The following is a 20,994-nucleotide window of genomic DNA, read 5'->3' on the forward strand; positions in this document are numbered from 1 at the left end:
TGGGGGGTTGGGTTAGGGGAGGGGGTGGGTGATCTTTTCGGTGGTCGTGCGGGATGGCACGCGGGTGGGGTCCAGGTTGGCGCAGAGGACCAGGGTCGCGGCGCGGGTCAGCGGGGCGAGCAGCCAGTCGACCGGGTCGGGGTGGCGGGCCGTGTCGACCAGGACGCGGTCGCCGACGGCGATGCCCAGTTCGGTCGCCCGGGCGTCCGCGCGGGCCAGCAGGTCGGCGTCGCCCGGGCCGCCCTGCGGGGACGGCGTGAAGTGGTCGCCGTGGCCGCGTACCTCCCCGACGAAGTCGGCGAAACCGGCCGGCACCTGGCGCATCGGCAGCCCGAACGGGTCCAGCGCGAGGGCGTAGCGCTCCCCGGCCGACCAGGCGTCCGCCTCGGCGACCCGGGAGACGGCGGCGAAGAGCACGTCCACGTCGCCCGGCGTGTCGGCCACCGTCAGCTTCGCCGACCAGCAGCCCAGCAGCACCGCGGCGGTCTGCCAGTGCGGCGGGAGCAGCACTCCGGCCACGTCGCCGGGGACGAGGGCCACCTCGTCGACGAGCAGGTTGGCGGTCTTGGCCACCCAGTTCGCCAGCGTCGCGCCGGACAGCTCGGTGCGCTCGCCGGTGGCATCGTCGTACCAGGTCAGCAGGGGACGGGTGGGGTCGGTCGCGATCGCGTCGGCGAAGACCCGGGCAATGTTGTCGGCCATCGGCGCGAACGATACGCCTCCGGTGTCCGTACTCGATGTCGATGACAAGTCGGCGTACCGTCGGGTCGCAGTCAGCGTCCGGACCGGGCACCGGCGTAGGCTTGCCCGGAGTGTTGTTCCCCACAGACCCGCCAGTTCAAGGAGTCGCCCCGTGACCGCCGGTCGCCCGCCCCGCGTGCTCATCGACGCCACGAGTGTCCCCGCCGACCGTGGCGGCGTCGGTAGATACGTCGACGGCCTCCTCGGCGCCCTCGGCACGGTCTGCGGATCGGCGGTCGACCTGGCCGTCGTCAGCCTCCGCACCGACCTGGAGCGTTACACCCGCATGCTGCCGGGGGCGGAGGTCATCCCCGCGCCGGCGGCCGTCGCCCACCGCCCCGCCCGCCTCGCCTGGGAGCAGACCGGCCTGCCGCTGCTCGCCCAGCAGGTCGGCGCCGAGGTGCTGCACTCGCCCTTCTACACCTGCCCGCTGCGGGCCGGATGTCCGGTCACGGTCACGGTGCACGACGCGACCTTCTTCACCGAGCCGGAGCACTACGACAAGTCCCGCCGGACGTTCTTCCGCAGTGCCATCAAGACGTCGCTGCGCCGCGCCGACCGGGTGATCGTGCCGAGCAAGGCCACCCGCGACGAACTGATCCGGCTTCTCGACGCCGACCCCACCCGGATCGACGTGGCCTACCACGGCGTCGACCACGCGGCCTTCCATGCGCCCGGCGACGAGGAGAAGGCCCGGGTCCGGGCCCGGCTGGGGCTGGGCGGGAGCAGCTACGTGGCCTTCCTCGGGGCGAAGGAGCCGCGCAAGAACGTGCCCAACCTGATCCGCGGCTGGGCCCGCGCGGTGGCCGACCGGGAGGACCCGCCGGCCCTGGTGGTCGCCGGTGGCCAGGGCCACGACGACGACATCGACCGCGCGGTGGCCGAGGTCCCGTCGCACCTGCGGCTGCTGCGCCCCGGCTACCTGCGCTACGCCGACCTGCCCGGGTTCCTGGGCGGGGCGCTGGTGGCGGCCTACCCGTCGTACGGCGAGGGCTTCGGACTGCCGATCCTGGAGGCGATGGCCTGCGCCGCCCCGGTGCTGACCACCCCCCGCCTCTCCCTGCCCGAGGTGGGCGGGGACGCGGTCGCCTACACCAGCGAGGACCCGGACCAGATCGCCACCGACCTCGCCGCTCTCCTCGACGACGAGCCGCGCCGGTTGTCGCTGGCCAAGGCGGGCTTCGACCGGGCGAAGGAGTTCACCTGGGAGTCCAGCGCGGAGGTGCACATCGCGGCGTGGAGCCGGGCGCGGTCCTGACCGTACGGCCGACCCCGCTTCCCTCCTGTGCCGGTTCGGGCATGATGTGCTGATGCTCTACGCCGTCATCCCGGCGGGTGGCAGCGGCACGAGGTTGTGGCCGCTGTCCCGCGCGGGGCACCCCAAGTTCCTCCACCCGCTCACCGGCACCAACGCGTCCCTGCTCCAGGCGACGGTGGACCGGTTGGGGCCGTTGACCACAGCGGAGCGGATCCTGGTCGTCACCGGGGCCGCCCACGCGGCGGCGGTGGCCCGGCAGCTGGCCGGGCTGCCCGAGGAGAACATCCTGGTGGAGCCCTCGCCCCGGGATTCCTGCGCGGCGATCGCGCTGGCCGCGGCCGTGATCGCGCAGCGCGATCCGGAGGCGGTGATGGGCTCGTTCGCGGCCGACCACCTGATCCGTGACGCCGACGCCTGGGTGGAGACGGTCCGCGCGGCGGTGCGCGGCGCGGAGCAGGGGCTGCTGATGACGGTGGGCATCACCCCGACCCGCGCGGAGACCGGCTACGGCTACCTGGAGACCGGTGAGCCGACCGGTGACGGTCCGCTGCGCCCGGTGGTCGAGTTCAAGGAGAAGCCGGCCGCGCCGGTCGCCGAGGCGTACCTGCGCTCCGGGCGGCACCTCTGGAACGCCAGCATGTTCGTCTGGCGGGTGGACGTCTTCCTCGCCGAGCTGGCCCGCCAGCAGCCGGCGCTGCACGCCGGGGTCGTGGCCATCGCCGCCGCCTGGGGCACCCCCGAGCAGGACGACATCCTCGGCACGGTCTGGCCCACGCTGCCGAAGATCTCGGTGGACTACGCGGTGATGGAGGGCGCGGCGACCGCCGGCCGGGTGGCGACGGTCCCCGGCGACTTCGGCTGGAACGACGTCGGCGACTTCCACACCCTCGGCGAGGTGCTCCCCGCCGACGAGGCGGGCAACGTCGTGCTCGGCACCGACGGCAAGCCCGACGTGCTGCTGCACGACACCCACGACCTGGTCGTGGTGCCGCAGTCCGGTCGGCTGGTGGCGGCGCTCGGGGTACGGGACCTGATCGTGGTGGACACCCCGGACGCGGTGCTGGTCTGCCCCCGCGACCGCGCCCAGGACGTCAAGGCGCTGGTCGACGAGCTGAAGGCGCGTGGCGAGGAGGGCCTGGTCTGACGGCTGCCGCCGGGCGACGGCACGGGCCGCCGGGGCAGGTCGACGACCGGCCGGTCAGCGGCCCGGACGGACGGCGGGCCAGAGGGCCGGACGCGTGTCGGGTCAGCGGCCGGACGGGCGGCGGGCCAGGGCGGCCAGCGCGGGCGCGACGAGCTGTACCGTCCCGCCGGCCAGCGGCTCGGGCAGCCGGTCCGGCGGGAACCAGCCCAGCGCCTCGGACTCGTCGCTGACCCGCTCGACCGCGCCGGGCGGGGCGAAGACCGCGAAGCGTACGTCGTGGTGCAGCGAGCCGCCCTGGCAACCGACCGGGTGGACGTCCACGTCGATCGGCACCGGGTCCACCACCAGGCCGGCGATGCCCGACTCCTCGGTCGCCTCGCGCAGGGCGGCGGCGGCCAGCGTACGGTCGGTCGCCTCGCAGTGCCCGCCGAGCTGCACCCACCTGTGGAACTTGCCGTGCAGGCAGAGCAGCACCCGGGAACCGGTGCTGTCGAGGACCAGCGCGCTGGCGGTGACGTGACCGGGTAGGTGGCTCCTGTCCATCGCCACCGGGCCCGCGGCGAGCAGGTCGAGGGTGCGGTGGGCCGCCTCGGCGGCCGCCGGGCTGGTCGGCGCCCATCCGGTCAGCACCGTCACCGCGTCGGCGTGCAGCGCGCGGTGACGGTCGGTGGGGTCGGCGGGACGTGAGGCGGGGGAGGAGTCTGGCACCCCGACACTCTACGAGCGCCGGCTCCGTACCCTGGCCCGGTGACCTTGCGACTCGTCGAGTTCGTCGTGGCCGGCAACGAGGCCAGCGACCTGCTGCCGGTCCGCTCCCCGGCGGTGCTGCGCGCCCACCGGGCCCGGCGCGGCTTCTGGACCGTGCTGGACGAGGGTCCGGTGGAGCGCTGCCTGGCCCTGCTGCTGGAACTCGAGGACGGCGGGTGGGTCGCGCACCACGTGCCGGCCGACGCGGGTCCGGAGAACGGCCGCACCGAGGACGGTGAGGCGCTGGCCCACCACGACGGCTGGGTGTACGTCTTCGGCTCGCACTTCGGCTCGAAGGGCGGCCCGCTGCGCCCCCGCCGCGCGTTCGTGGCCCGGTTCCGGGAGGACGACGCGGCCCTCGCGACGCTGCCGGTGAAGGTGGTGCGCAACAGCTTCCGGGTGCACCGCGCGGTCAACGACGCGCTGGCGAAGGCGCCCTTCGCCCCGTTGACCCCGGGTGAGCGGGTGCGGAGTCGGTTCATCGTCGAGACCCGGGCCCGGGGGACCGTCCGGGCGAAGAGTTGGGTGAGCCGGTTGGCCGAGGACGACCTGCCGCTCAACGTGGAGGCCGCCGCGTTCGCGCCGGACGGCACCGTGCTGCTCGGACTGCGGTTCCCGGTGACCGCGGTCGGGGAGCCGATCCTGGTCGAGCTGTCCGGGGTGCCGGAGATGTTCACCGGCGGGCAGTGGCCCCGCGCCGGCCGGGCGTACGCGCTGACCGGGGTGACCCCGCCCGGCGTCCTGGTCGGCTTCCGGGCCGTCACGCCCACGCCCGACGGCGGGTACGCGGCGGTGGTCGGCTCGATCGACGCCCTCGGCAAGGGTTCGGTGCTGCTGGACGACCACCCGCAGGGCGGTGAGGTGACCTCCCGGCACGTCCGGTTCCGCTGGCGGCCGGGTGCCGACGAGCACCGGATCGCCGGGGAGGTGGTGGCCGACCTGGCGCCGTTCCACCACGTGGAGGGCCTGGCGGAGGAGGAAGGCGCCTGCTTCTACGTCACCGACGAGGACCACCGGGTGGCGCTCTGGATCGGCTGACCTCGCCGACGGCGACGCCCGGGTGACACCTCTGCGGAACTGGGGCCGCAGACCCTCGTGGTGCCGCCCGGGCGCCGCGTCGACCCGGCCCCCGTGCCCCGGCGCGTGACGGATGAGACCCCGTGCACGCCGTACCGGGCAGTAGGAGCATGCCAAGCGGCGGCCCGGCCCGTCGAGGAGTTTCAGCCCACGCTTAAAAGTGCAGGTTAGTGCCGCACGGTACAGTGCAGAGGGTCGGCGGGCGTCCCTCTGCCCGCCCTCGGGAGCGCCGCCATGCTGACGATCCACTTCTCTCCGGAGGACATCCTCCGGACCCGGATGGCCCCGGCCGCGGACCCGGTCTGGGAGCTGGTGCTCAGCCTGCACCTGCTCCAGGGGCGCAGCAGCGACCCGCTGATGGCGCACTGGCGGAGGGGCGTCGCCCGCGAACTGCGCCGCGACGCCGCATCGGAACGGCTGCGGCTGCTCTTCGCGCTCAACCCGCCCCGCGGGTACTTCCCCGACTTCCTCACCCCGTACGACAGCGTCGAGGGATTCGAGGCGGGGCTGGAGGCCGTCCGGTCCACCCCGGCCGGGATCCTGCACCGGGACCTCACCGTGCTGGCCGGCGCGAACGCCCTGCCCTCGTCGGCCACCGCGCTGGCCCGGGGCGAGCCGGAGGTGCTGCGGCACCTGACCGAGTCGATGTCGCGGTACCGGTCGGTGGCGCTCACGCCGTACTGGGCGCGGATCCAGGCGGCGGTGGAGGCGGACCGGACGCGCCGGGCCCGCGCCCTGCTCGACGGCGGCGTGGAGGGACTGCTGAACAGCCTGCGCCCCGCCATGAGCTGGAAGTCCGACCGGCTGGAGATCCACGGGTACCCGGACAGCCGGGAGCTGCACCTGGACGGGCGGGGACTGCTGCTGGTGCCCTCGTTCTTCTGCGCGCGTACCCCGGTGGCCCTGCTCGACCCGGCGCTGCCGCCGGTCCTGGTCTACCCGGTGGACCGGCTGGGCGGGCTCGTTCCCGGTGACAGCGCCGGCGGGTCCGGGAACGGGACCGGCCGGGAGGCGCTCGCCGCGCTGCTCGGGCGGACCCGGGCCGCCGTGCTGGAGGCCAGCGACGACGGCTGCACCACCGGTGAGATGGCCCGCCGGCTGCACATCTCGCCGGCCGCCGCCAGCCAGCACACCGCCGTGCTCCGCCGGGCCGGGCTGCTGGTGAGCCAGCGGGACCGCAACACCGTGCTGCACACCCTCACCCCGCTCGGCCGGGCCATGCTCGACGCCTGAACCGACCGCGGGCGCCCCCGGGTGTCAGAGCGCCAGGCAGGCGCTCGCCGTGCTGCCCGGGGGCGGGGGCAGCAGCGCGGACGGCACGCCCTCGGCGGCCAGCGCGGTGCGCAGCCGCTGCACGTCGGCGCCGAAGCGCACCAGGTCGGCGCGGTCGATGGGGGTGGGCGCCGCGCCGAGGACCAGCCCGGTGGCCTGCTCCGGCCAGCCGGGCACGCTCTCCACCAGTCCGGCGCGTACCTCGTCGTCGGTGACGTGGGTGAAGGCGGTGCCGGGCGCGACCACCTCGGCCACGGCGGCGATCGCCCGGGCCACCGCCGTCGGGTCGGCCGGCGTCGCGCCGGGCCCGTCGGGCAGGGTGGCGGCCTCCCGCAGCCCGGCGGCCTTCGCCTCGGCCGTGCCGAGGGAGAAGAGGTCCATCGCCGCGTCCCGGATCAGGGTGGCCGCGCCGCCGCCGTCGTCGGTACGGCCGGCGGCCAGGTAGCCGCGGACCACCGCGACCGGGACCTGGTCGCACTTGCCCTTGATCAGCTCGCCCGCGCCGGCCAGTTCGTCCACCACGGCCATCTGGGTGAGCTGGAGTTCGTTGCCGTACGGGTCGACCTCACCCCGGTGGTCCTTCAGGGCGGACATGCCGGCCACCCCGAGCGCGACGTCGGTGAGGCCGTTGCGCCAGGGCCGGCCCATCGTGTCGCTGATGATCACCGCGACGTCCAGGTCGTAGCGTTCGCGCAGCGCCGCCCGCAGCGCCCGGGCGGAGGCGTCCGGGTCCTCGGGGAGCAGCACCAGCCGGGTCTTGCCGACGTTGGAAGCGTCGATGCCGGCGGAGGCCATCACGAAGCCGTGGTGGGTCTGCACGATCCGGGTCGCGCCCCGGGTGGCCACCACCCGCGCGGTCTCGGCGGCCAGCACCTCGTCGCGGGCCGCGAGCCGCTCCGGCCCGTCCGCCGGCACGTCGACCAGCCGTCCCTCCGCCTTCGACACGATCTTGCTGGTGACGACCAGCACGTCGGAATCGCGCAGCCACGGCGCGGCGGTGGCGATCAGCGCCGCCAGGTCGTCGCCCTCGGTCACGTCGCCGATGCCCGGCACCGGCAGGATCTCCAGCCTCACACCAGCTCCAACGCGGCCCGGACCATCTGTGCCGTCGCCGCCTCGTCGGTCATCCGCAGCGGCGCGGACCGGACCGTCGTGCCCGGCACCACGGTGCCTTCGTCCTCCGGCGCCACCAGCCAGGCGTCGAGCAGCCCGCCCTCGCTCCGCCCGCCGTACAGCCGGCCGACCCCGGCCGCGCTGCACTCCACGCCCAGCACGGACAGGCAGCGGTCGGCCATGCCCCGGACCGGGGCGCCGCCGATGATCGGCGAGACGCCGACGACCGGGGCGGGACCCTCGGCGACCGCCTCGCGCAGGCCCGGCACGGCCAGCACCGGGGCGACGCTGACCACCGGGTTGCTCGGCGCGATCAGCACCACGTCCGCGTCGGCGATCGCCTCCCGCACCCCGGGGGCCGGCTTCGCGCTCTCCGCGCCGACGAAGACGAACCGGTGTGTCGGGATGTCCGCCCGGTAGCGCACCCACCACTCCTGGAAGTGGATCGCCCGCTGGCCCTGCTCCCCGTCGACCACCACGTGGGTCTCCAGACGGTCGTCGGTGGCCGGCAGCATGCGTACGCCGGGCTGCCAACGGGTGGCCAGCGCCTGCGTCACCTCGGACAGCGGGTACCCGGCGTTGAGCATGGTGGTCCGCACCAGGTGGGTGGCGATGTCCTTGTCGCCGAGGCCGAACCAGGTCGGCTCGGCGCCGTACGCGGCCAGTTCCGCCTTGACCGTCCAGGTCTCACCGACCCGGCCCCAGCCCCGCTCCGGGTCGGCCCCGCCGCCCAGGGTGTACATGACGCTGTCCAGGTCCGGGCAGACCTTGAGCCCGTGCAGGAGCAGGTCGTCCCCGACGTTCACCACGGCGGTCACCTCGGCGCCCACCTCCCGGGCGTACGCCCGAACGCCGAGCAGGAACCGGGCGCCGCCGATGCCGCCGGTCAGAACCACGATGCGCATGCCGTCCATCCTCGCGTACGCGACGCCTGCGTTCGGCCGGTGGTCCGGGAGACTAGGCTCACGTCGGCATCTGTCCGTTTCGCCCGAGGGAGAACTCGTGACCAGCCCCGCCGAGCCGGCGTCGAACGACGCCACGCAGGCCAGGAACCTCACCCGCCCGTTGCGCGAACTGGCCGCGCTCGTGCTGCTCGGCGCGAACGCCGTGCTGCTCTTCGTCGGACTCGTCCGGCTCCTCGTGCCGGCCAACGAGTACAGCACCTTCTCCGGCCGGGCGGGCAGCACCTTCTTCACGTTCGTGGGCATCGAGTCGACGGTCCTGCCGCTGCTGGCCGTCCTGCTCGCCACCCACGTGTCGCCGGTGGTCGGCCGGGCGCGGCAGATCACCCAGGCCGCCGTCGCCGAGTACGCCTTCAGCGCGTTGTTCGGCGCGCTGACCTTTCTGATCTGGCTGGTCGGCCAGCTCGCCACGGCGGAGGTGCTGGAGGCGCTGCTGGGCACGCTGACCCGGGCGGCCTGGTTCGCGATCTTCGCGGTGGCCGCCTTCGTCGCGTACCAGGTGTGGCGGACCCTCTACCACGTGCCGAAGCCCAAGCCGCAGCCCGGCGTGTACGGCCAGCCGCAGCCGGGCTGGCCGCAGCAGCCCGCCCAGGGCGGCTACCCCTCCGCCGGGTACCCGCCGCCGGGTCAGTCCGGCTTCCCGGGCCCGGGCGCCCCGTATGGCCAGCCCGCCACCGCCTCGGCCCCGCCGTTCGGCGCCCCGCAGCCGGCCCCGCCGTACGGGAGCACGCCGCAGTCCGCGCCACCGTACGGCACCACGCCGCAGTCCGCGCCGCCGTTCTCCGGGCCGAACACCGCCCCGCCCTTCGGGCAGCCGCCGTCGGCCGACCCGACCCAGACCATCCCGCGGCAGCCCGGTGACGCCGGAGCGGCCGGCGAGGACAGCGACCGGACCCAGCGGTTCCAGCGGGACGACCCGCCCTTCCCGCGCTGACCCGGACGGCCCTGCCCGGGCGGGACGCGCCGGCGTCCCGCCCGCGGCGTGTCCGGGTTGCTCCAGCGGGCCGCCCCCGCTGCGGGGTCGACGTCACACCGCGTTCCGTGCCCGTCGCGCCGTCGGTGTCAGCGCATAGGCTGAGCGGATGGTTGACCGCACCGATCCCGGCCCGACCACGGCGAGCGTCCGGCGCGCGTTGCGTCGGGCGGCCACCGGGCGCGCTCTGGACGTCGAGGAGGCGACCGCGCTGCTGGCGGCCCGGGGCCCCGAGCTGGACGAACTGCTCCGGATCGCGGGGGAGATCCGCGACGCCGGGCTGCGGGAGGCCGGCCGGCCGGGCGTGGTGACGTACTCGAAGAAGGTCTTCGTCCCGCTCACCCGGCTGTGCCGGGACCGCTGCCACTACTGCACCTTCGCCACCGTGCCGCACCGGCTGCCGGCCGCCTTCCTGGAGCAGGACGAGGTGCTGGCGATCGCCCGGGAGGGGGCGGCGCTGGGCTGCAAGGAGGCGCTGTTCACCCTCGGCGACCGGCCGGAGGAGCGCTGGCCGGCGGCCCGGCGGTGGCTGGACGAGCGCGGCTACGACTCCACCCTGGACTACCTGCGCGCCTGCGCGGTGGCGGTGCTGGAGCAGACGGGGCTGCTGCCGCACCTCAACCCGGGGGTGCTCTCCTGGTCGGAGCTGCAACGGCTCAAGCCGGTGGCGCCGAGCATGGGGATGATGCTGGAGACCACCGCGACCCGGCTCTGGTCGGAGCCGGGCGGCCCGCACTTCGGCTCGCCGGACAAGGAGCCCGCCGTCCGGCTGCGGGTGCTCGACGACGCCGGTCGGGTCGGGGTGCCGTTCACCACCGGCATCCTGATCGGCATCGGCGAGACCCCGGCCGAGCGGGTCGACGCGCTCTTCGCGATCCGCCGCGGGATGCGGGAGTACGGCCACCTCCAGGAGGTGATCGTGCAGAACTTCCGGGCCAAGCCGGACACCGCGATGCGTGGCATGCCCGACGCGGAGCTGCACGACCTGGCGGCCACGGTGGCGGTGGCGCGGGTGCTGCTCGGCCCGAAGGCCCGCGTCCAGGCCCCGCCGAACCTGATCTCCGGCGAGTACGACCTGCTCCTGCGCGCCGGCATCGACGACTGGGGCGGGGTCTCCCCGCTGACCCCGGACCACGTCAACCCGGAACGCCCGTGGCCGCAGCTCGACGAGCTGGCCCGGCACACCGAGAAGTCCGGCTTCACGCTGCGCGAGCGGCTGACGATCTACCCGGAGTACGTCCGGGCCGGTGACCCCTGGCTCGACCCGCGGCTGTTGCCGCACGTCGGCGCGCTGGCCGACCCGGAGACCGGGCTGGCGGTGGAGTCCGCCCGTCCGGTCGGGCGGCCCTGGCAGGAGCCGGACGAGACGTACGGCGGCCGGACCGACCTGCACGCCACGATCGACACCACCGGCCGCACCGGCGACCGGCGGGGTGACTTCGACAGCGTCTACGGCGACTGGTCCGAGGTGGCCGGCAAGGTGGCCCCGGAGGCGGCCGCCCGCAAGGCCGCGGACGTACCGGTGGCCGGCGGTGACCTGGCGGCGGGCCTGCGGTTGGCGGCGGACGACCCGGCTGCGCTGCTGGAGCCGCGGCACTCCGACGCCGCGCTGGCGCTGTTCGGCGCGGACGGCCCGGCGTTGGACGAGCTGTGCCGGCTCGCCGACGACGTCCGGCGGGACACGGTCGGCGACGACGTCACCTACGTGGTCAACCGCAACATCAACTTCAGCAACGTCTGCTACGTGGGCTGCCGGTTCTGCGCCTTCGCCCAGCGCGAGCGGGACGCCGACGCGTACCGGCTCTCGGTGGAGCAGGTCGCCGACCGGGCCGAGGAGGCGTGGGCGGCCGGGGCGAGCGAGGTCTGCCTGCAGGGCGGCATCGACCCGAAGATGCCGGTGACCGGCTACGCCGACCTGGTCGGGGCGATCAAGGCGCGGGTGCCGGGGATGCACGTGCACGCCTTCTCCCCGATGGAGATCGTCACCGCCGCCGCGAAGGCCGGGGTGCCGGTGCGGGAGTGGCTGACCCGGCTCCGCGAGGCCGGCCTGGACACCATCCCGGGCACCGCCGCCGAGATCCTCGACGACGACGTGCGCTGGGTGCTCACCAAGGGCAAGCTGCCGGCCGCCGCCTGGGTCGAGGTGGTCTCGACCGCCCACGAGCTGGGCATCCGGTCCAGCTCCACGATGATGTACGGCCACGTCGACCACCCCGGCCAGTGGCTCGCCCACTTCCGGGTGCTGGCCGGCGTGCAGGACCGCACCGGCGGCTTCACCGAGTTCGTGGCGCTACCGTTCGTGCACACCAACGCGCCGATCTACCTGGCGGGCATCGCCCGGCCCGGTCCCACCTGGCGGGAGAACCGGGTGGTGCACGCGATGGCGCGGCTGCTGCTGCACGGCCGGATCGACAACATCCAGTGCTCCTGGGTGAAGCTCGGCGACGAGGGCACGGTGGCGATGCTCCGGGGCGGCTGCAACGACCTGGGCGGCACGTTGATGGAGGAGACGATCTCCCGGATGGCCGGTTCCGGGAACGGGTCGGCACGGACCGAGGAGCAGTTGCGGGCCATCGCGACGGCGGCCGGACGGCCGGCGCGCAAGCGGACGACCGCGTACGGTCACCGATCCGGATAGCGTCGAACCTTTCCCCGGCGGGAGCCGTACCACTGGTCGCCGGCGGTGGTTTGGGCGAGGGCCGCCGCCGGCAGCCTCGCGCTCCACACCGCGCGCGCTGACGCGCCGCCGGAGGAAAGGTTCCCCATGACGAGTGAAGTGCGGAAGCGTTCCTGGCCGCGACTTACCCGCCGGCAGACACTGACCGCCGCCGCGAGCGCCACGCTCGGCGCGGCGGCGCTGACCGTGACCGGGGTGTCGGCGGCGCAGAACGCCCCGTCGGCTGCGGGCTCGAAGGACGACCGGATCGTCGTCCACCTGCGCGACGCCGCCTCCGGGACGATGGACATCTTCGTCGGCACGTCCCGGATCGAGGTACGCGACCGCGGCCTGGCGGACCGGCTGCGCAGCGCCGCCGGGCGGCGCTGACCCGTCCTCGTCCGCTCCTCCTTCACGACCCGGCGCAGGCTCTCGGCGCCCGGTTCGTCATGCCCCGACGTCCTCCTGATCCCGCAAAGGTTGGTCCGCCATGTCCTCCCACCGCGAAGCACCGGAGATAAGCAAGGACCCGGTCGCCGACAGCTCCGACCTGTACGCCTTCGTCACGCCCGACCGGCCCGACTCGGTGACGTTGATCGCGAACTACGTGCCGTTGCAGCTCCCCTCCGGCGGACCGAACTTCTTCGAGTTCGGCGACGACGTGCGGTACGAGATCCATATCGACAACGACGGCGACGGGCATCCCGATGTCACCTACCGTTTCGAATTCACCACCGAGATCACGAATCCGAACAGTTTTCTCTACAACACGGGGCCGATCGAGTCGCTGGACAGCAAGAACTGGAATCGCCGTCAGTTCTACAAGCTGACCCGGGTGACCGATGGCCGGGAGCACGTGTTGGCGCACAAGCTGCCCTGCCCGCCGTGCAACGTCGGCCGGCTCTCCATCCCGAAGTACAACGACCTGGTCAGGCAGGCGACGTACAGCCTCTCGACTGGTGAGAAGGTCTTCGCCGGGCAACGTGCGGACGGCTTCTTCGTGGACCTGGGGGCGATCTTCGACCTGGGTACGCTGCGGCCGTTCCAGCAGCTGCACGTGGCCGGGAAGAACATCTTCAAGGCCGAGGGTGAGCCGGTCAACGCGCTGGACCGGATGAACGTGCACAGCATCGCGGTGCAGGTGCCGCTGAGCAAGGTGCGCCGCAAGGCCAACCGGTACGGCGCCGCCGACCGCGCCTCGGTCGTCGGGGTGTGGACGACGGCCTCCCGCCAGCAGGTGCGGATCCTCGGCGACAGGGTGGCGGCGGACGCCGCCGCCGGACCGTGGACGCAGGTGTCGCGACTCGGTAACCCGTTGTTCAACGAGGTCATCGTGCCGATGTCCAAGAAGGACCTGTGGAACACGCTGCCGCCGTCGGAGGACAAGCGCTTCGCCCGCTTCGTCGAGCAGCCGGAGCTGGCCGCCCTGCTGCCGGCGCTCTACCCGGACGTCTTCCCCAACCTGGACAAGCTGAACAGGTCCAAGAAGGCCCGGGCCGATCTGGTGGCGATCATGCTCACCGGCATCCCGTCCGGCCTGATCGACGGGTTCACCAACAACACCGGCGATGTCCAGGCCGACATGCTGCGGCTGAACACGGCGATCCGGCCGGCGGCGAAGCCGGACCGGTTCGGGGTGCTCGGCGGCGACCTGGCCGGCTACCCCAACGGCCGGCGGGTCGGCGACGACGTGGTCAGCATCGCGCTGCGGGCGGTGGCCGGGGTCACCGTCCCGCTGGTGGACAAGACCTTCACGCCGGACGCGGCGGCCGGGGCGGTCACCCCGGGGTTGAGCGCGGCCGACGTCACCGCGCCGTTCCTGCGCAACTTTCCCTTCCTCGGCACGCCGTACGACGGGTTCAACAACCCGCCGGCGTCGGCGTCCTGACCGGACGGAGATCGGCATGCACGAGCACCACCACGACCACCGGTACGGGCCGACGGAGAGCGGGACCGTCCTGCTCGACCTCGGTGGGGACACCGGCGCACTGATCATCTACACCGGACGTGACCTGCACGGCCGGGAGATCGAGATCAGTCGGGCCGACCAGCCCACGGCGAAGCGGACCCATGTGGCGGTGCGCGAGCGGATCGTCCGGGACGGGGTGTTCCACAGTGCCGTCTACCCGGACCTTCCCGCAGGGCTCTATACCGTCTGGTGGGACGACGACACGCCCGCCGGGGCGATCTCCGTCACCGGTGGCGCGATCGCCGAATTCGTCTGGCCGAGCAGCGCTCCACCGGGGGTCGGCTGATCGTCGTACCGTGCCCGAACCGTCGCGCCCCGTCCACATCGTGGACGGGGCGCTGTCGGCATTTCCGCCTCGACGGGCGGCTCGCGCCGAACCGCGTTAACCTGTGCCCCACTGAGAACCTGATCTTGGTTGGCTGGTCCACCGGAGCCTCCGCCGGCGTGCCCCGGCGGCGTCCACGGTGGCGACGCCACGGCAGAAATCTCGGGCAACTCGCCGGAGAGGGCGTTACTCGTGCGGGGTCTGAATCGATAGGGCAGGTTGCGAGGCCGGGCGGCCGAAGTGGTCGCCCGCGACGGTGTCGGGAGGGCGACTCCATTATCAAGTTCGGCTTGACGGCGCACGCATTACACGCGTGTAATTTGAATGGGGTTGTTCGCACGGAACGCAACAAATTGGGACCGGACGGACAAGCACGCCTTTCGCGTGGGGGGTTGCAGCGGCGGTGAACGCCGGTGCGCGACAAGGAGGCATCTGATGGACGGCCAGCTCGAGGTGGCCGACCTGCTCGGAAACGCGCCGGAGTGGCAGGAGCGGGCGCTGTGCTCGCAGACCGATCCGGAAGCGTTCTTTCCCGAGAAGGGCGGCTCGACCCGCGAGGCGAAGCGGATCTGTTCGCGGTGCGAGGTCAAGACGGAATGCCTCGAATACGCTCTCGGTCACGACGAGCGGTTCGGGATCTGGGGCGGGCTCTCCGAGCGGGAGCGGCGCAAGCTCAAGCGGCGGGCCGCCTGAGTCGAGGTCGAGCCGGGGCGGTGGGGGCCGCCCGGCTCACGTCCGGCGGGCGTCGCCCCGCGGGTGAACGGCCAGGGTCGCGGGGGCGGCCCGGCCAGGGGGTCGATCAGGCCAGCTCGTCCGGGTCGACTCCGAGCAGGTTCGCCACCTGCTCGATGATCACGTCGTGCACGAGGTCGGCGAGGTCCTCACGGTCCATCGCCCGGAACTCCAGCGGACGCCGGTAGAGCACGATCCGGGGCGGCACCTCCTGCCGGCCGGGTCGACCCGGCAGCAGGCGGGCCAGCGGCACCTCGCCGTCCTCCAGCACGTCGGAGTCGTAGACGTTCAGGTCCGGCGGGACGTCCTCGACGGCGAACTCGACGCCGGCCAGCTCCTTGGCGAAGCGGCGCTCCAGCGTCTCGACGGTGTCGAGCACGAGGTCGTCGAAGATCTCGGCCTTCGTCCGGGCCAGTGGCACGGTAGCCGGCACCAGCCGCCCGCGCAGGCCGCGGCCGTGGCGGTCGCGGTGGGTGCGCCGGCCGGAGCCGGGGCGGCGGTGTTCCGGGCTCGTCATGAGGCAAAGGGTAGCCGCCGCGATCGCCTGGCCTGCGGCAGCGCCGCGCCCGTGGCGTGCCGGGTGGCCGGTGGTGCGAATTGTGATCACCGTGACGGGCGTGTCGGAACGCGAACCAGTGCGCCGGACCCGGTATTGGGGATACCCTGCCGCCGTGAGGTCACCACGGCGCTGCTCCCGTAACGGCTGCCCCCGGCAAGCGGTCGCCACGCTGACCTATGTCTACAACGAGTCGACAGCCGTGGTGGGTCCGCTCGCGGCCTTCGCCGAGCCGCACACGTACGACCTCTGCGAGCCGCACGCCCGCAGCCTGACCGCCCCCCGGGGCTGGGACGTGGTCCGGCACGAGGGCGAGTTCGAGCCGCCGCCGCCCACCACCGACGACCTGGTCGCGCTGGCCGAGGCGGTCCGCGAGGCCGCCCGCCCGGTCGCCCCCCGGCCCCCCGAGGACGACCAGACCACCCACCAGGGCCCGCAGACCGGCCGCCGCGGCCACCTCCGCGTCATCCCCCCCAACCACTGATCCCCCCGGGCACCTCCCCCGGAACGCCTCCCTCGGTCGATCATGAAGTTGTTGCCCTCCGCATCGGCGTGTCGTGACAACAACTTCATGATCGACGGGGGTGGCAGGGGTGGGGGCAGGGGTCAGTGGTTGAGGAGGCGGGAGACGGTGGCGGCGCGGCGGGAGGGGCGGCCGGTGCGGAGTTCGGCGCGGTCGGCGGCGAGCATCAGGCGTAGGGCGGCGTTGACGGCGAGCCAGCGCAGGGGCTCGGGCTCCCAGCGAGGGGAACGGTGGCCGACCCAGGGGAGTCGGGTCAGGTCGCTGTCCCGGCCCAGGATCAGGTCCGCGAGGGTACGCCCGGCGAGGTTGCTGGCGCCGACCCCGTCGCCGACGTAGCCGCCGGCCCAGCCCAGCCCGCTCGCCCGGTCCAGCCCCACCGAGGCGTGCCAGTCCCGGGCCACCCCGAGCGGTCCGCCCCAGCGGTGGGTGACCGGCACGTCCGGGCCGAGCACCGGGAAGAGTTCGCCCAGCGTCCGGCGCAGCGCGGCGAAGACCCGCGGCTCCCGGTCGTACGCGGGGGAGACCCGGGAGCCGAAGTGGTACGGGGCGCCCCGCCCGCCGAAGGCGAGCCGGCCGTCGGCGGTGCGCTGGCCGTAGACGATGACGTGCCGGTGGTCGGAGAAGGTCTCCCGTCCGGTCAGCCCGATCTCGTCCCACGTCGAGTCCGGCAGTGGCGCGGTGGCGACCATCAGCGAGTACACCGGGGCGATCGTGCGCCGGTGCCCGGGCAGCCCCGGCGTCCAGCCCTCGGTGGCGCGGACGACGACGGGCGCCCGGACCGTCCCGTGCGGAGTGACCGCCGCGCCGGCCCGGATCTCGGTCACCGGGGTCCGTTCGGCGATCCGCACCCCGCGCGCCTCGACCGCCCGGGCCAGCCCTCGGACCAGCTTCGCCGGGTGCACGGCGGCGCAGTGCGGGGTGTACGTCCCTCCGCGTACCCCTTCGGCGGCGCAGCGGGCGGACGCCTCGGCGGCGTCGAGCAGCACCAGGTCGTCCGGGTCGAGGCCGTGGGCGCGGGCCGCCGCCACCTCGGCCCGGGCCCGGTCGAGCTGGACCTCCGAGCGGGCCAGCACCACCGTCCCGCCCTGCCGCCAGTCGCAGCCGACGCCCTCGGCGGCGACCACCCGGCCGACCTCGTGGACGGTCTCCCGCATGGCCCGCTGCATCGCCAGGGCCCGGTCCCGGCCGTGCCGGCGGGCCAGGGCGGGCAGCGAGGTGGGGAAGAGCGCCGAGCACCAGCCCCCGTTGCGCCCGGACGCGCCGTACCCGGCGATCTGGGCCTCCAGCACGGTGATCCGCACGGTGGGGTCGGCGACGGCCAGGTAGTACGCCGTCCAGAGCCCGGTGTAGCCGGCGCCGACGACCACCACGTCGGCGTCCGTGTCGCCGGCCAGCGGCGGGCGTGGGGTCAGCGGTTCGTCCACCGTCGACAGCCAGTACGACAGCTCCGGGTAGCGCATGCGGGCTCCGGGGTGGGAAGGAGCCGGGCCGGACGGGCGCCACGGGGGAGGCGTCCGTCCGGCCCGGTGGTCGAAGGAGGGGTTACAGGCGGGTCCACGCCTCGGTGAGCACCGCGCGCAGGATCTGCTCGATCTCGTCGAACTGCTGCTGCTCGGCGATCAGCGGCGGGGCGAGCTGCACCACCGGGTCGCCCCGGTCGTCGGCGCGGCAGTAGAGCCCGGCGGAGAAGAGGGCGGACGAGAGGAAGCCGCGCAGCAGCCGCTCGGACTCGGCCTCGTCGAAGGTGGCCCGGGTGGCCTTGTCCTTGACCAGTTCGATGCCGTAGAAGTAGCCGTCGCCCCGGACGTCGCCGACGATCGGCAGGTCGGTGAGCTTCTCCAGGGTGGACCGGAAGGCGTCCTCGTTGGCGCGGACGTGCCCGATCAGGTCCTCCCGGGCGAAGACCTCCAGGTTGGCCAGGGCCACCGCACAGGAGACGGGGTGGCCGCCGAAGGTCACCCCGTGGGCGAACATCCCGGTCTCGGTGAGGAACGGCTCCATCAGCCGGTCGCTGGCGATCATCGCGCCGAGCGGGGCGTACCCGGAGGTGATGCCCTTGGCGGTGGTGATGATGTCGGGGCGGTAGCCGTACCGGACGGCGCCGAAGTACTCGCCGAGCCGGCCCCACGAGCAGATCACCTCGTCGGAGACGAGCAGCACGTCGTACGCGTCGCAGATCTCACGGACCCGCGCGAAGTACCCGGGCGGCGGCGGGAAGCAGCCGCCGGAGTTCTGCACCGGTTCCAGGAAGACCGCGGCGACGGTGTCCGGCCCCTCCCGCTCGATGGCCCGGGCGATCTCGTCGGCGGCCCAGCGGCCGAACGCCTCGGGGGAGTCGCCGTGCTCGGGGGCCCGGTAGAAGTTGGTGTTGGGCACCTTGATGCCGCCGGGCACCAGCGGCTCGAAGTCGCTCTTGATGCCGGGGAGGCCGGTGATCGACAGCGCCCCCATCGAGGTGCCGTGGTACGCGATGTACCGGCTGACCACCTTGTGCTTGTTCGGTTTGCCGGTGCGCTTGAAGTAGGCCCGGGCCAGCTTCCATGCCGCCTCGACGGCCTCCGAGCCGCCGGTGGTGAAGAAGACCCGGTTGAGGTCGGCCGGGGTCAGCGAGGCGATCTTCTCGGCCAGCTCGACGGCCCTCGGGTGGGCGTACGACCAGAGCGGGAAGTAGGCCAGCTCGGCGGCCTGCTTGGCGGCGGCATCGGCCAGTTCGGCCCGCCCGTGCCCGGCGTTGACGACGAAGAGCCCGGCGAGCCCGTCGAGGTAGCGGCGGCCCTGCGCGTCCCAGATGTACGCGCCCTCGCCGCGCACGATGGTCGGTACCTCGCCGGCGGAGTAGCTGGCCATCCGGGTGAAGTGCATCCAGAGGTGGTCGGTGGCGTCGGCCATGTCAGCCCCATCGGGTCCGGGGCCGGGTCAAGGGGGTGGCGCCGGCCGCTCTGCCCACGGTTATCCCACAGTCTCGCCGCGAAATGCAACCCTGTTGCGGTCAGCTGGCAACGGATTCAGAACGGATGCGTGGCAGGTGCGACGGAATCCGTATCAGGCCGTACCCCAGGTGTAGGTCTGCTTGCGCAGCTTGAGGTAGACGAACGCCTCGGTCGCCAGCACGCCGTCGACGGCGCGCAGCCGTTGCAGGATCTCCAGCAGGTGGGCGTCGTTGCGGCAGACCACCTCGGCCAGCAGGTCGAACGAACCGGCGGTGATCACCACGTAGTCGACCTCCTCGAACTCGGCGAGCCGGTCCGCGACGGCCTCCAGGTCACCGTCGGTACGCAGGCCGATCATGGCCTGCCGGGGGAACCCGAGCTGGAGCGGGTCGGTGACCGCGACGATCTGCATCACCCCGGCGTCGAGCAGCCGCTGCACCCGCTGACGTACCGCCGCCTCGGAGAGCCCGACCGCCTTGCCGATCGTCGCGTACGGCCGGCGGCCGTCCTCCTGGAGCTGCTCGATGATCTGCTTCGCCACGTCGTCCAGGAGGGCGTGACTGGCGCCTTCGCGCACGGCGACGCGCCGCCCGCCGTTGCCGTTCTCCTGCTGCCGGTTCGTCATCGACCACTCCCCATGTCCGGTACGCGCTGAGCCTAGTGCCACCCGGGAGTGTGGCGTAATTCGTCGTCCATGGCTATTCCCGCAACGGAATCCCTTGTAAGGGAGGGAACCTCATGTCAGGATCAGTCGTCCCTGGCAAAGACCCCTCCCGCCGGCGCGTCGCCCCCGTCCCCGTCGCCGACGGACGACCCCCTAGGAGTCGTCACATGCGCACTCCCCCCAGGCCCCTCACCCGACGTGGACTGCTCACCGGCACCCTCTCCTCGGCCGCCCTGCTCGCCGCGGGCGGTGGGCTCGCCGGCTGCGGCACCAAGGCCGCGACCCAGACCGAGGAGGGCTGCAAGAGCGACGACCTCTCCGCCACGGAGAAGAAGCTGGCCTTCGCCAACTGGCCGCAGTACATGGACGTTGACGAGAAGGATGAGTCGAAGCGGCCCACCCTCGACGCGTTCGTCGCCCGGACCGGCATCCAGGTGACCTACACCGAGGACATCAACGACAACAACGAGTTCTTCGGCAAGGTGCAGAACCAGCTCGCGAGCTGTCAGAGCACCGACCGGGACGTCATCGTCCTCACCGACTGGATGGCCGCCCGGATGATCCGGCTCGGCTGGATCCAGAAGCTCGACCCGGCGAAGATCCCGAACGTGGCGGCGAACCTGCTGCCGTCGCTGCTCAACCGTTCCTTCGACCCGGAGAACCGGATCTCGATCCCGTGGCAGTCCGGACTCGCCGGCCTCGCCTGGAACGGCAACGTCACGAAGGAGATCCGGACGGTCGACGAGCTGCTCACCCGCCCCGACCTCAAGGGCAAGGTGACCGCCCTGAGCGAGATGCGCGACACCATGGGCCTGCTGCTGCAGTCCAACGGGCACGACCCGGCGAACTTCACCGCCGCCCAGTTCGACGACGCGCTCAACAAGCTCAAGAAGGCCGTGGACTCCGGCCAGATCCGCCGGTTCACCGGCAACGACTACGCCCCCGACCTGGCCAAGGGCGACATCGCCGCCTGCATCGCCTGGTCCGGCGACGTCATCCAGCTCTCCGGCGAGGACGAGAAGGTCCGGTTCGTCGCGCCCGAGTCGGGCGTGATGCTCTTCAGCGACAACATGATGGTGCCGAACAAGGCCACCCACAAGGGCAACGCCGAAGCGCTGATCAACTACTACTACGAGCCCGCCGTCGCGGCGCAGCTCGCCGCGTACGTCAACTACATCTGCCCGGTCAAGGGCGCGCAGGCCGAGATGGAGAAGATCGATCCCGAACTGGCGGCCAACCCGCTGATCTTCCCGGACGAGGCGCTGCTGCGGAAGTCGAAGGTCTTCATGGCCCTCGACGAGAAGCAGGAGAAGGAGTACGAGTCCAAGTTCCAGCAGGTCATCGGGGCGTGA

Annotated in this window: 20 protein-coding genes; 12 read left to right on the forward strand and 8 right to left on the reverse strand. The window is 73.2% G+C overall.

Annotated elements, in window-relative coordinates:
• Window positions 1-12: 12 nt before the first annotated feature.
• Window positions 13-702 carry a TIGR03089 family protein gene (locus ACPFP2_RS29005; RefSeq protein ID WP_424093299.1) on the reverse strand — a complete coding sequence of 230 codons (690 nt, stop codon included), beginning with the start codon at window positions 700-702 and terminating at the stop codon, window positions 13-15.
• Window positions 703-853: 151 nt separating this feature from the next.
• On the opposite strand from ACPFP2_RS29005, the gene ACPFP2_RS29010 reads away from it, so the two are divergent.
• Entirely contained in the window at window positions 854-1,999 is a 1,146-nt protein-coding gene (locus ACPFP2_RS29010) for a glycosyltransferase family 4 protein (protein WP_424093301.1), read from the forward strand.
• 52 nt (window positions 2,000-2,051) lie between these two features.
• Entirely contained in the window at window positions 2,052-3,143 is a 1,092-nt protein-coding gene (locus ACPFP2_RS29015; RefSeq protein WP_424093303.1) for a mannose-1-phosphate guanylyltransferase, read from the forward strand.
• A gap of 102 nt (window positions 3,144-3,245) precedes the next feature.
• On the opposite strand, the gene ACPFP2_RS29020 is transcribed toward ACPFP2_RS29015, so the two are convergent.
• Window positions 3,246-3,851 carry an NUDIX hydrolase gene (locus ACPFP2_RS29020; RefSeq protein ID WP_424093305.1) on the reverse strand — a complete coding sequence of 202 codons (606 nt, stop codon included), beginning with the start codon at window positions 3,849-3,851 and terminating at the stop codon, window positions 3,246-3,248.
• Window positions 3,852-3,890: 39 nt separating this feature from the next.
• Here ACPFP2_RS29020 and ACPFP2_RS29025 point away from each other — a divergent pair, with 39 nt between their 5' ends.
• Together ACPFP2_RS29025 and ACPFP2_RS29030 are read left to right on the forward strand one after the other, a co-directional pair.
• Window positions 3,891-4,928: a hypothetical protein gene (locus ACPFP2_RS29025; RefSeq protein ID WP_424093307.1), complete on the forward strand. Its 1,038-nt coding sequence runs from the start codon at window positions 3,891-3,893 to the stop codon at window positions 4,926-4,928.
• 273 nt (window positions 4,929-5,201) lie between these two features.
• Window positions 5,202-6,200, forward strand: a complete 999-nt coding sequence (locus tag ACPFP2_RS29030) for an ArsR/SmtB family transcription factor (protein ID WP_424093309.1) — start codon at window positions 5,202-5,204, stop codon at window positions 6,198-6,200.
• Window positions 6,201-6,224: 24 nt separating this feature from the next.
• Here ACPFP2_RS29030 and ACPFP2_RS29035 read toward each other — a convergent pair whose 3' ends face one another.
• Together ACPFP2_RS29035 and cofD are read right to left on the reverse strand one after the other, a co-directional pair.
• Window positions 6,225-7,313, reverse strand: coding sequence for a coenzyme F420-0:L-glutamate ligase (locus ACPFP2_RS29035; RefSeq protein ID WP_424093310.1), 1,089 nt, complete (start codon window positions 7,311-7,313; stop codon window positions 6,225-6,227).
• Window positions 7,310-8,257 (reverse strand): 2-phospho-L-lactate transferase, encoded by a 948-nt coding sequence (gene cofD, locus ACPFP2_RS29040; protein ID WP_424093311.1) that lies wholly within the window; start codon window positions 8,255-8,257, stop codon window positions 7,310-7,312. Before cofD ends, ACPFP2_RS29035 begins: the two co-directional genes overlap by 4 nt.
• A gap of 97 nt (window positions 8,258-8,354) precedes the next feature.
• On the opposite strand from cofD, the gene ACPFP2_RS29045 reads away from it, so the two are divergent.
• From ACPFP2_RS29045 to ACPFP2_RS29070, 6 genes are all read left to right on the forward strand, one after another.
• Complete coding sequence (locus ACPFP2_RS29045; RefSeq protein ID WP_424093313.1) at window positions 8,355-9,248, forward strand: hypothetical protein; 894 nt, start codon at window positions 8,355-8,357, stop codon at window positions 9,246-9,248.
• Window positions 9,249-9,396: 148 nt separating this feature from the next.
• Window positions 9,397-11,925: a bifunctional FO biosynthesis protein CofGH gene (locus ACPFP2_RS29050; protein WP_424093315.1), complete on the forward strand. Its 2,529-nt coding sequence runs from the start codon at window positions 9,397-9,399 to the stop codon at window positions 11,923-11,925.
• A 126-nt stretch (window positions 11,926-12,051) separates the two neighbouring features.
• Entirely contained in the window at window positions 12,052-12,333 is a 282-nt protein-coding gene (locus ACPFP2_RS29055) for a hypothetical protein (RefSeq protein ID WP_424093317.1), read from the forward strand.
• A 100-nt stretch (window positions 12,334-12,433) separates the two neighbouring features.
• Entirely contained in the window at window positions 12,434-13,831 is a 1,398-nt protein-coding gene (locus tag ACPFP2_RS29060) for a DUF4331 domain-containing protein (RefSeq protein WP_424093319.1), read from the forward strand.
• A 16-nt stretch (window positions 13,832-13,847) separates the two neighbouring features.
• Entirely contained in the window at window positions 13,848-14,198 is a 351-nt protein-coding gene (locus ACPFP2_RS29065; RefSeq protein ID WP_424093321.1) for a phospholipase, read from the forward strand.
• A gap of 474 nt (window positions 14,199-14,672) precedes the next feature.
• Window positions 14,673-14,930, forward strand: a complete 258-nt coding sequence (locus tag ACPFP2_RS29070; RefSeq protein WP_007455784.1) for a WhiB family transcriptional regulator — start codon at window positions 14,673-14,675, stop codon at window positions 14,928-14,930.
• A gap of 106 nt (window positions 14,931-15,036) precedes the next feature.
• Here the strand turns inward: ACPFP2_RS29070 and ACPFP2_RS29075 are convergent, their stop codons facing one another.
• Complete coding sequence (locus tag ACPFP2_RS29075) at window positions 15,037-15,486, reverse strand: metallopeptidase family protein (RefSeq protein ID WP_424093324.1); 450 nt, start codon at window positions 15,484-15,486, stop codon at window positions 15,037-15,039.
• A 154-nt stretch (window positions 15,487-15,640) separates the two neighbouring features.
• Between ACPFP2_RS29075 and ACPFP2_RS29080 the strand changes: the two genes are divergently transcribed.
• Window positions 15,641-16,009, forward strand: coding sequence for a DUF3499 domain-containing protein (locus ACPFP2_RS29080; RefSeq protein WP_363868727.1), 369 nt, complete (start codon window positions 15,641-15,643; stop codon window positions 16,007-16,009).
• Window positions 16,010-16,131: 122 nt separating this feature from the next.
• On the opposite strand, the gene ACPFP2_RS29085 is transcribed toward ACPFP2_RS29080, so the two are convergent.
• The 3 genes from ACPFP2_RS29085 to ACPFP2_RS29095 form a co-directional block, all read right to left on the reverse strand.
• The gene (locus tag ACPFP2_RS29085; protein WP_424093326.1) at window positions 16,132-17,508 is read right to left on the reverse strand and encodes an NAD(P)/FAD-dependent oxidoreductase; all 1,377 of its coding nucleotides are present in this window, start codon (window positions 17,506-17,508) and stop codon (window positions 16,132-16,134) included.
• An 82-nt stretch (window positions 17,509-17,590) separates the two neighbouring features.
• The gene (locus ACPFP2_RS29090; protein WP_424093327.1) at window positions 17,591-18,937 is read right to left on the reverse strand and encodes an aspartate aminotransferase family protein; all 1,347 of its coding nucleotides are present in this window, start codon (window positions 18,935-18,937) and stop codon (window positions 17,591-17,593) included.
• A 153-nt stretch (window positions 18,938-19,090) separates the two neighbouring features.
• On the reverse strand, window positions 19,091-19,603 hold the full coding sequence (locus tag ACPFP2_RS29095) for an Lrp/AsnC family transcriptional regulator (protein ID WP_424093328.1): 513 nt from the start codon (window positions 19,601-19,603) through the stop codon (window positions 19,091-19,093).
• A gap of 206 nt (window positions 19,604-19,809) precedes the next feature.
• Between ACPFP2_RS29095 and ACPFP2_RS29100 the strand changes: the two genes are divergently transcribed.
• Entirely contained in the window at window positions 19,810-20,994 is a 1,185-nt protein-coding gene (locus ACPFP2_RS29100) for a polyamine ABC transporter substrate-binding protein (protein WP_424093330.1), read from the forward strand.

This window comes from Micromonospora citrea (assembly GCF_049629545.1).
Classification (GTDB): Bacteria; Actinomycetota; Actinomycetes; order Mycobacteriales; family Micromonosporaceae; genus Micromonospora; species Micromonospora citrea_A.

What these genes read in the sequence shown, in the direction of transcription:
- ACPFP2_RS29085 (WP_424093326.1), bottom strand. Translation starts at nt 17,508, where the DNA reads ATGCGCTACCCGGAGCTGTCGTACTGGCTGTCGACGGTGGACGAACCG.
- ACPFP2_RS29055 (WP_424093317.1), top strand. Translation starts at nt 12,052, where the DNA reads ATGACGAGTGAAGTGCGGAAGCGTTCCTGGCCGCGACTTACCCGCCGG.
- ACPFP2_RS29005 (WP_424093299.1), bottom strand. Translation starts at nt 702, where the DNA reads ATGGCCGACAACATTGCCCGGGTCTTCGCCGACGCGATCGCGACCGAC.
- ACPFP2_RS29015 (WP_424093303.1), top strand. Translation starts at nt 2,052, where the DNA reads ATGCTCTACGCCGTCATCCCGGCGGGTGGCAGCGGCACGAGGTTGTGG.
- ACPFP2_RS29090 (WP_424093327.1), bottom strand. Translation starts at nt 18,937, where the DNA reads ATGGCCGACGCCACCGACCACCTCTGGATGCACTTCACCCGGATGGCC.
- ACPFP2_RS29030 (WP_424093309.1), top strand. Translation starts at nt 5,202, where the DNA reads ATGCTGACGATCCACTTCTCTCCGGAGGACATCCTCCGGACCCGGATG.
- ACPFP2_RS29065 (WP_424093321.1), top strand. Translation starts at nt 13,848, where the DNA reads ATGCACGAGCACCACCACGACCACCGGTACGGGCCGACGGAGAGCGGG.
- ACPFP2_RS29095 (WP_424093328.1), bottom strand. Translation starts at nt 19,603, where the DNA reads ATGACGAACCGGCAGCAGGAGAACGGCAACGGCGGGCGGCGCGTCGCC.
- ACPFP2_RS29050 (WP_424093315.1), top strand. Translation starts at nt 9,397, where the DNA reads ATGGTTGACCGCACCGATCCCGGCCCGACCACGGCGAGCGTCCGGCGC.
- cofD (WP_424093311.1), bottom strand. Translation starts at nt 8,257, where the DNA reads ATGCGCATCGTGGTTCTGACCGGCGGCATCGGCGGCGCCCGGTTCCTG.
- ACPFP2_RS29100 (WP_424093330.1), top strand. Translation starts at nt 19,810, where the DNA reads ATGCGCACTCCCCCCAGGCCCCTCACCCGACGTGGACTGCTCACCGGC.
- ACPFP2_RS29075 (WP_424093324.1), bottom strand. Translation starts at nt 15,486, where the DNA reads ATGACGAGCCCGGAACACCGCCGCCCCGGCTCCGGCCGGCGCACCCAC.
- ACPFP2_RS29070 (WP_007455784.1), top strand. Translation starts at nt 14,673, where the DNA reads ATGGACGGCCAGCTCGAGGTGGCCGACCTGCTCGGAAACGCGCCGGAG.
- ACPFP2_RS29060 (WP_424093319.1), top strand. Translation starts at nt 12,434, where the DNA reads ATGTCCTCCCACCGCGAAGCACCGGAGATAAGCAAGGACCCGGTCGCC.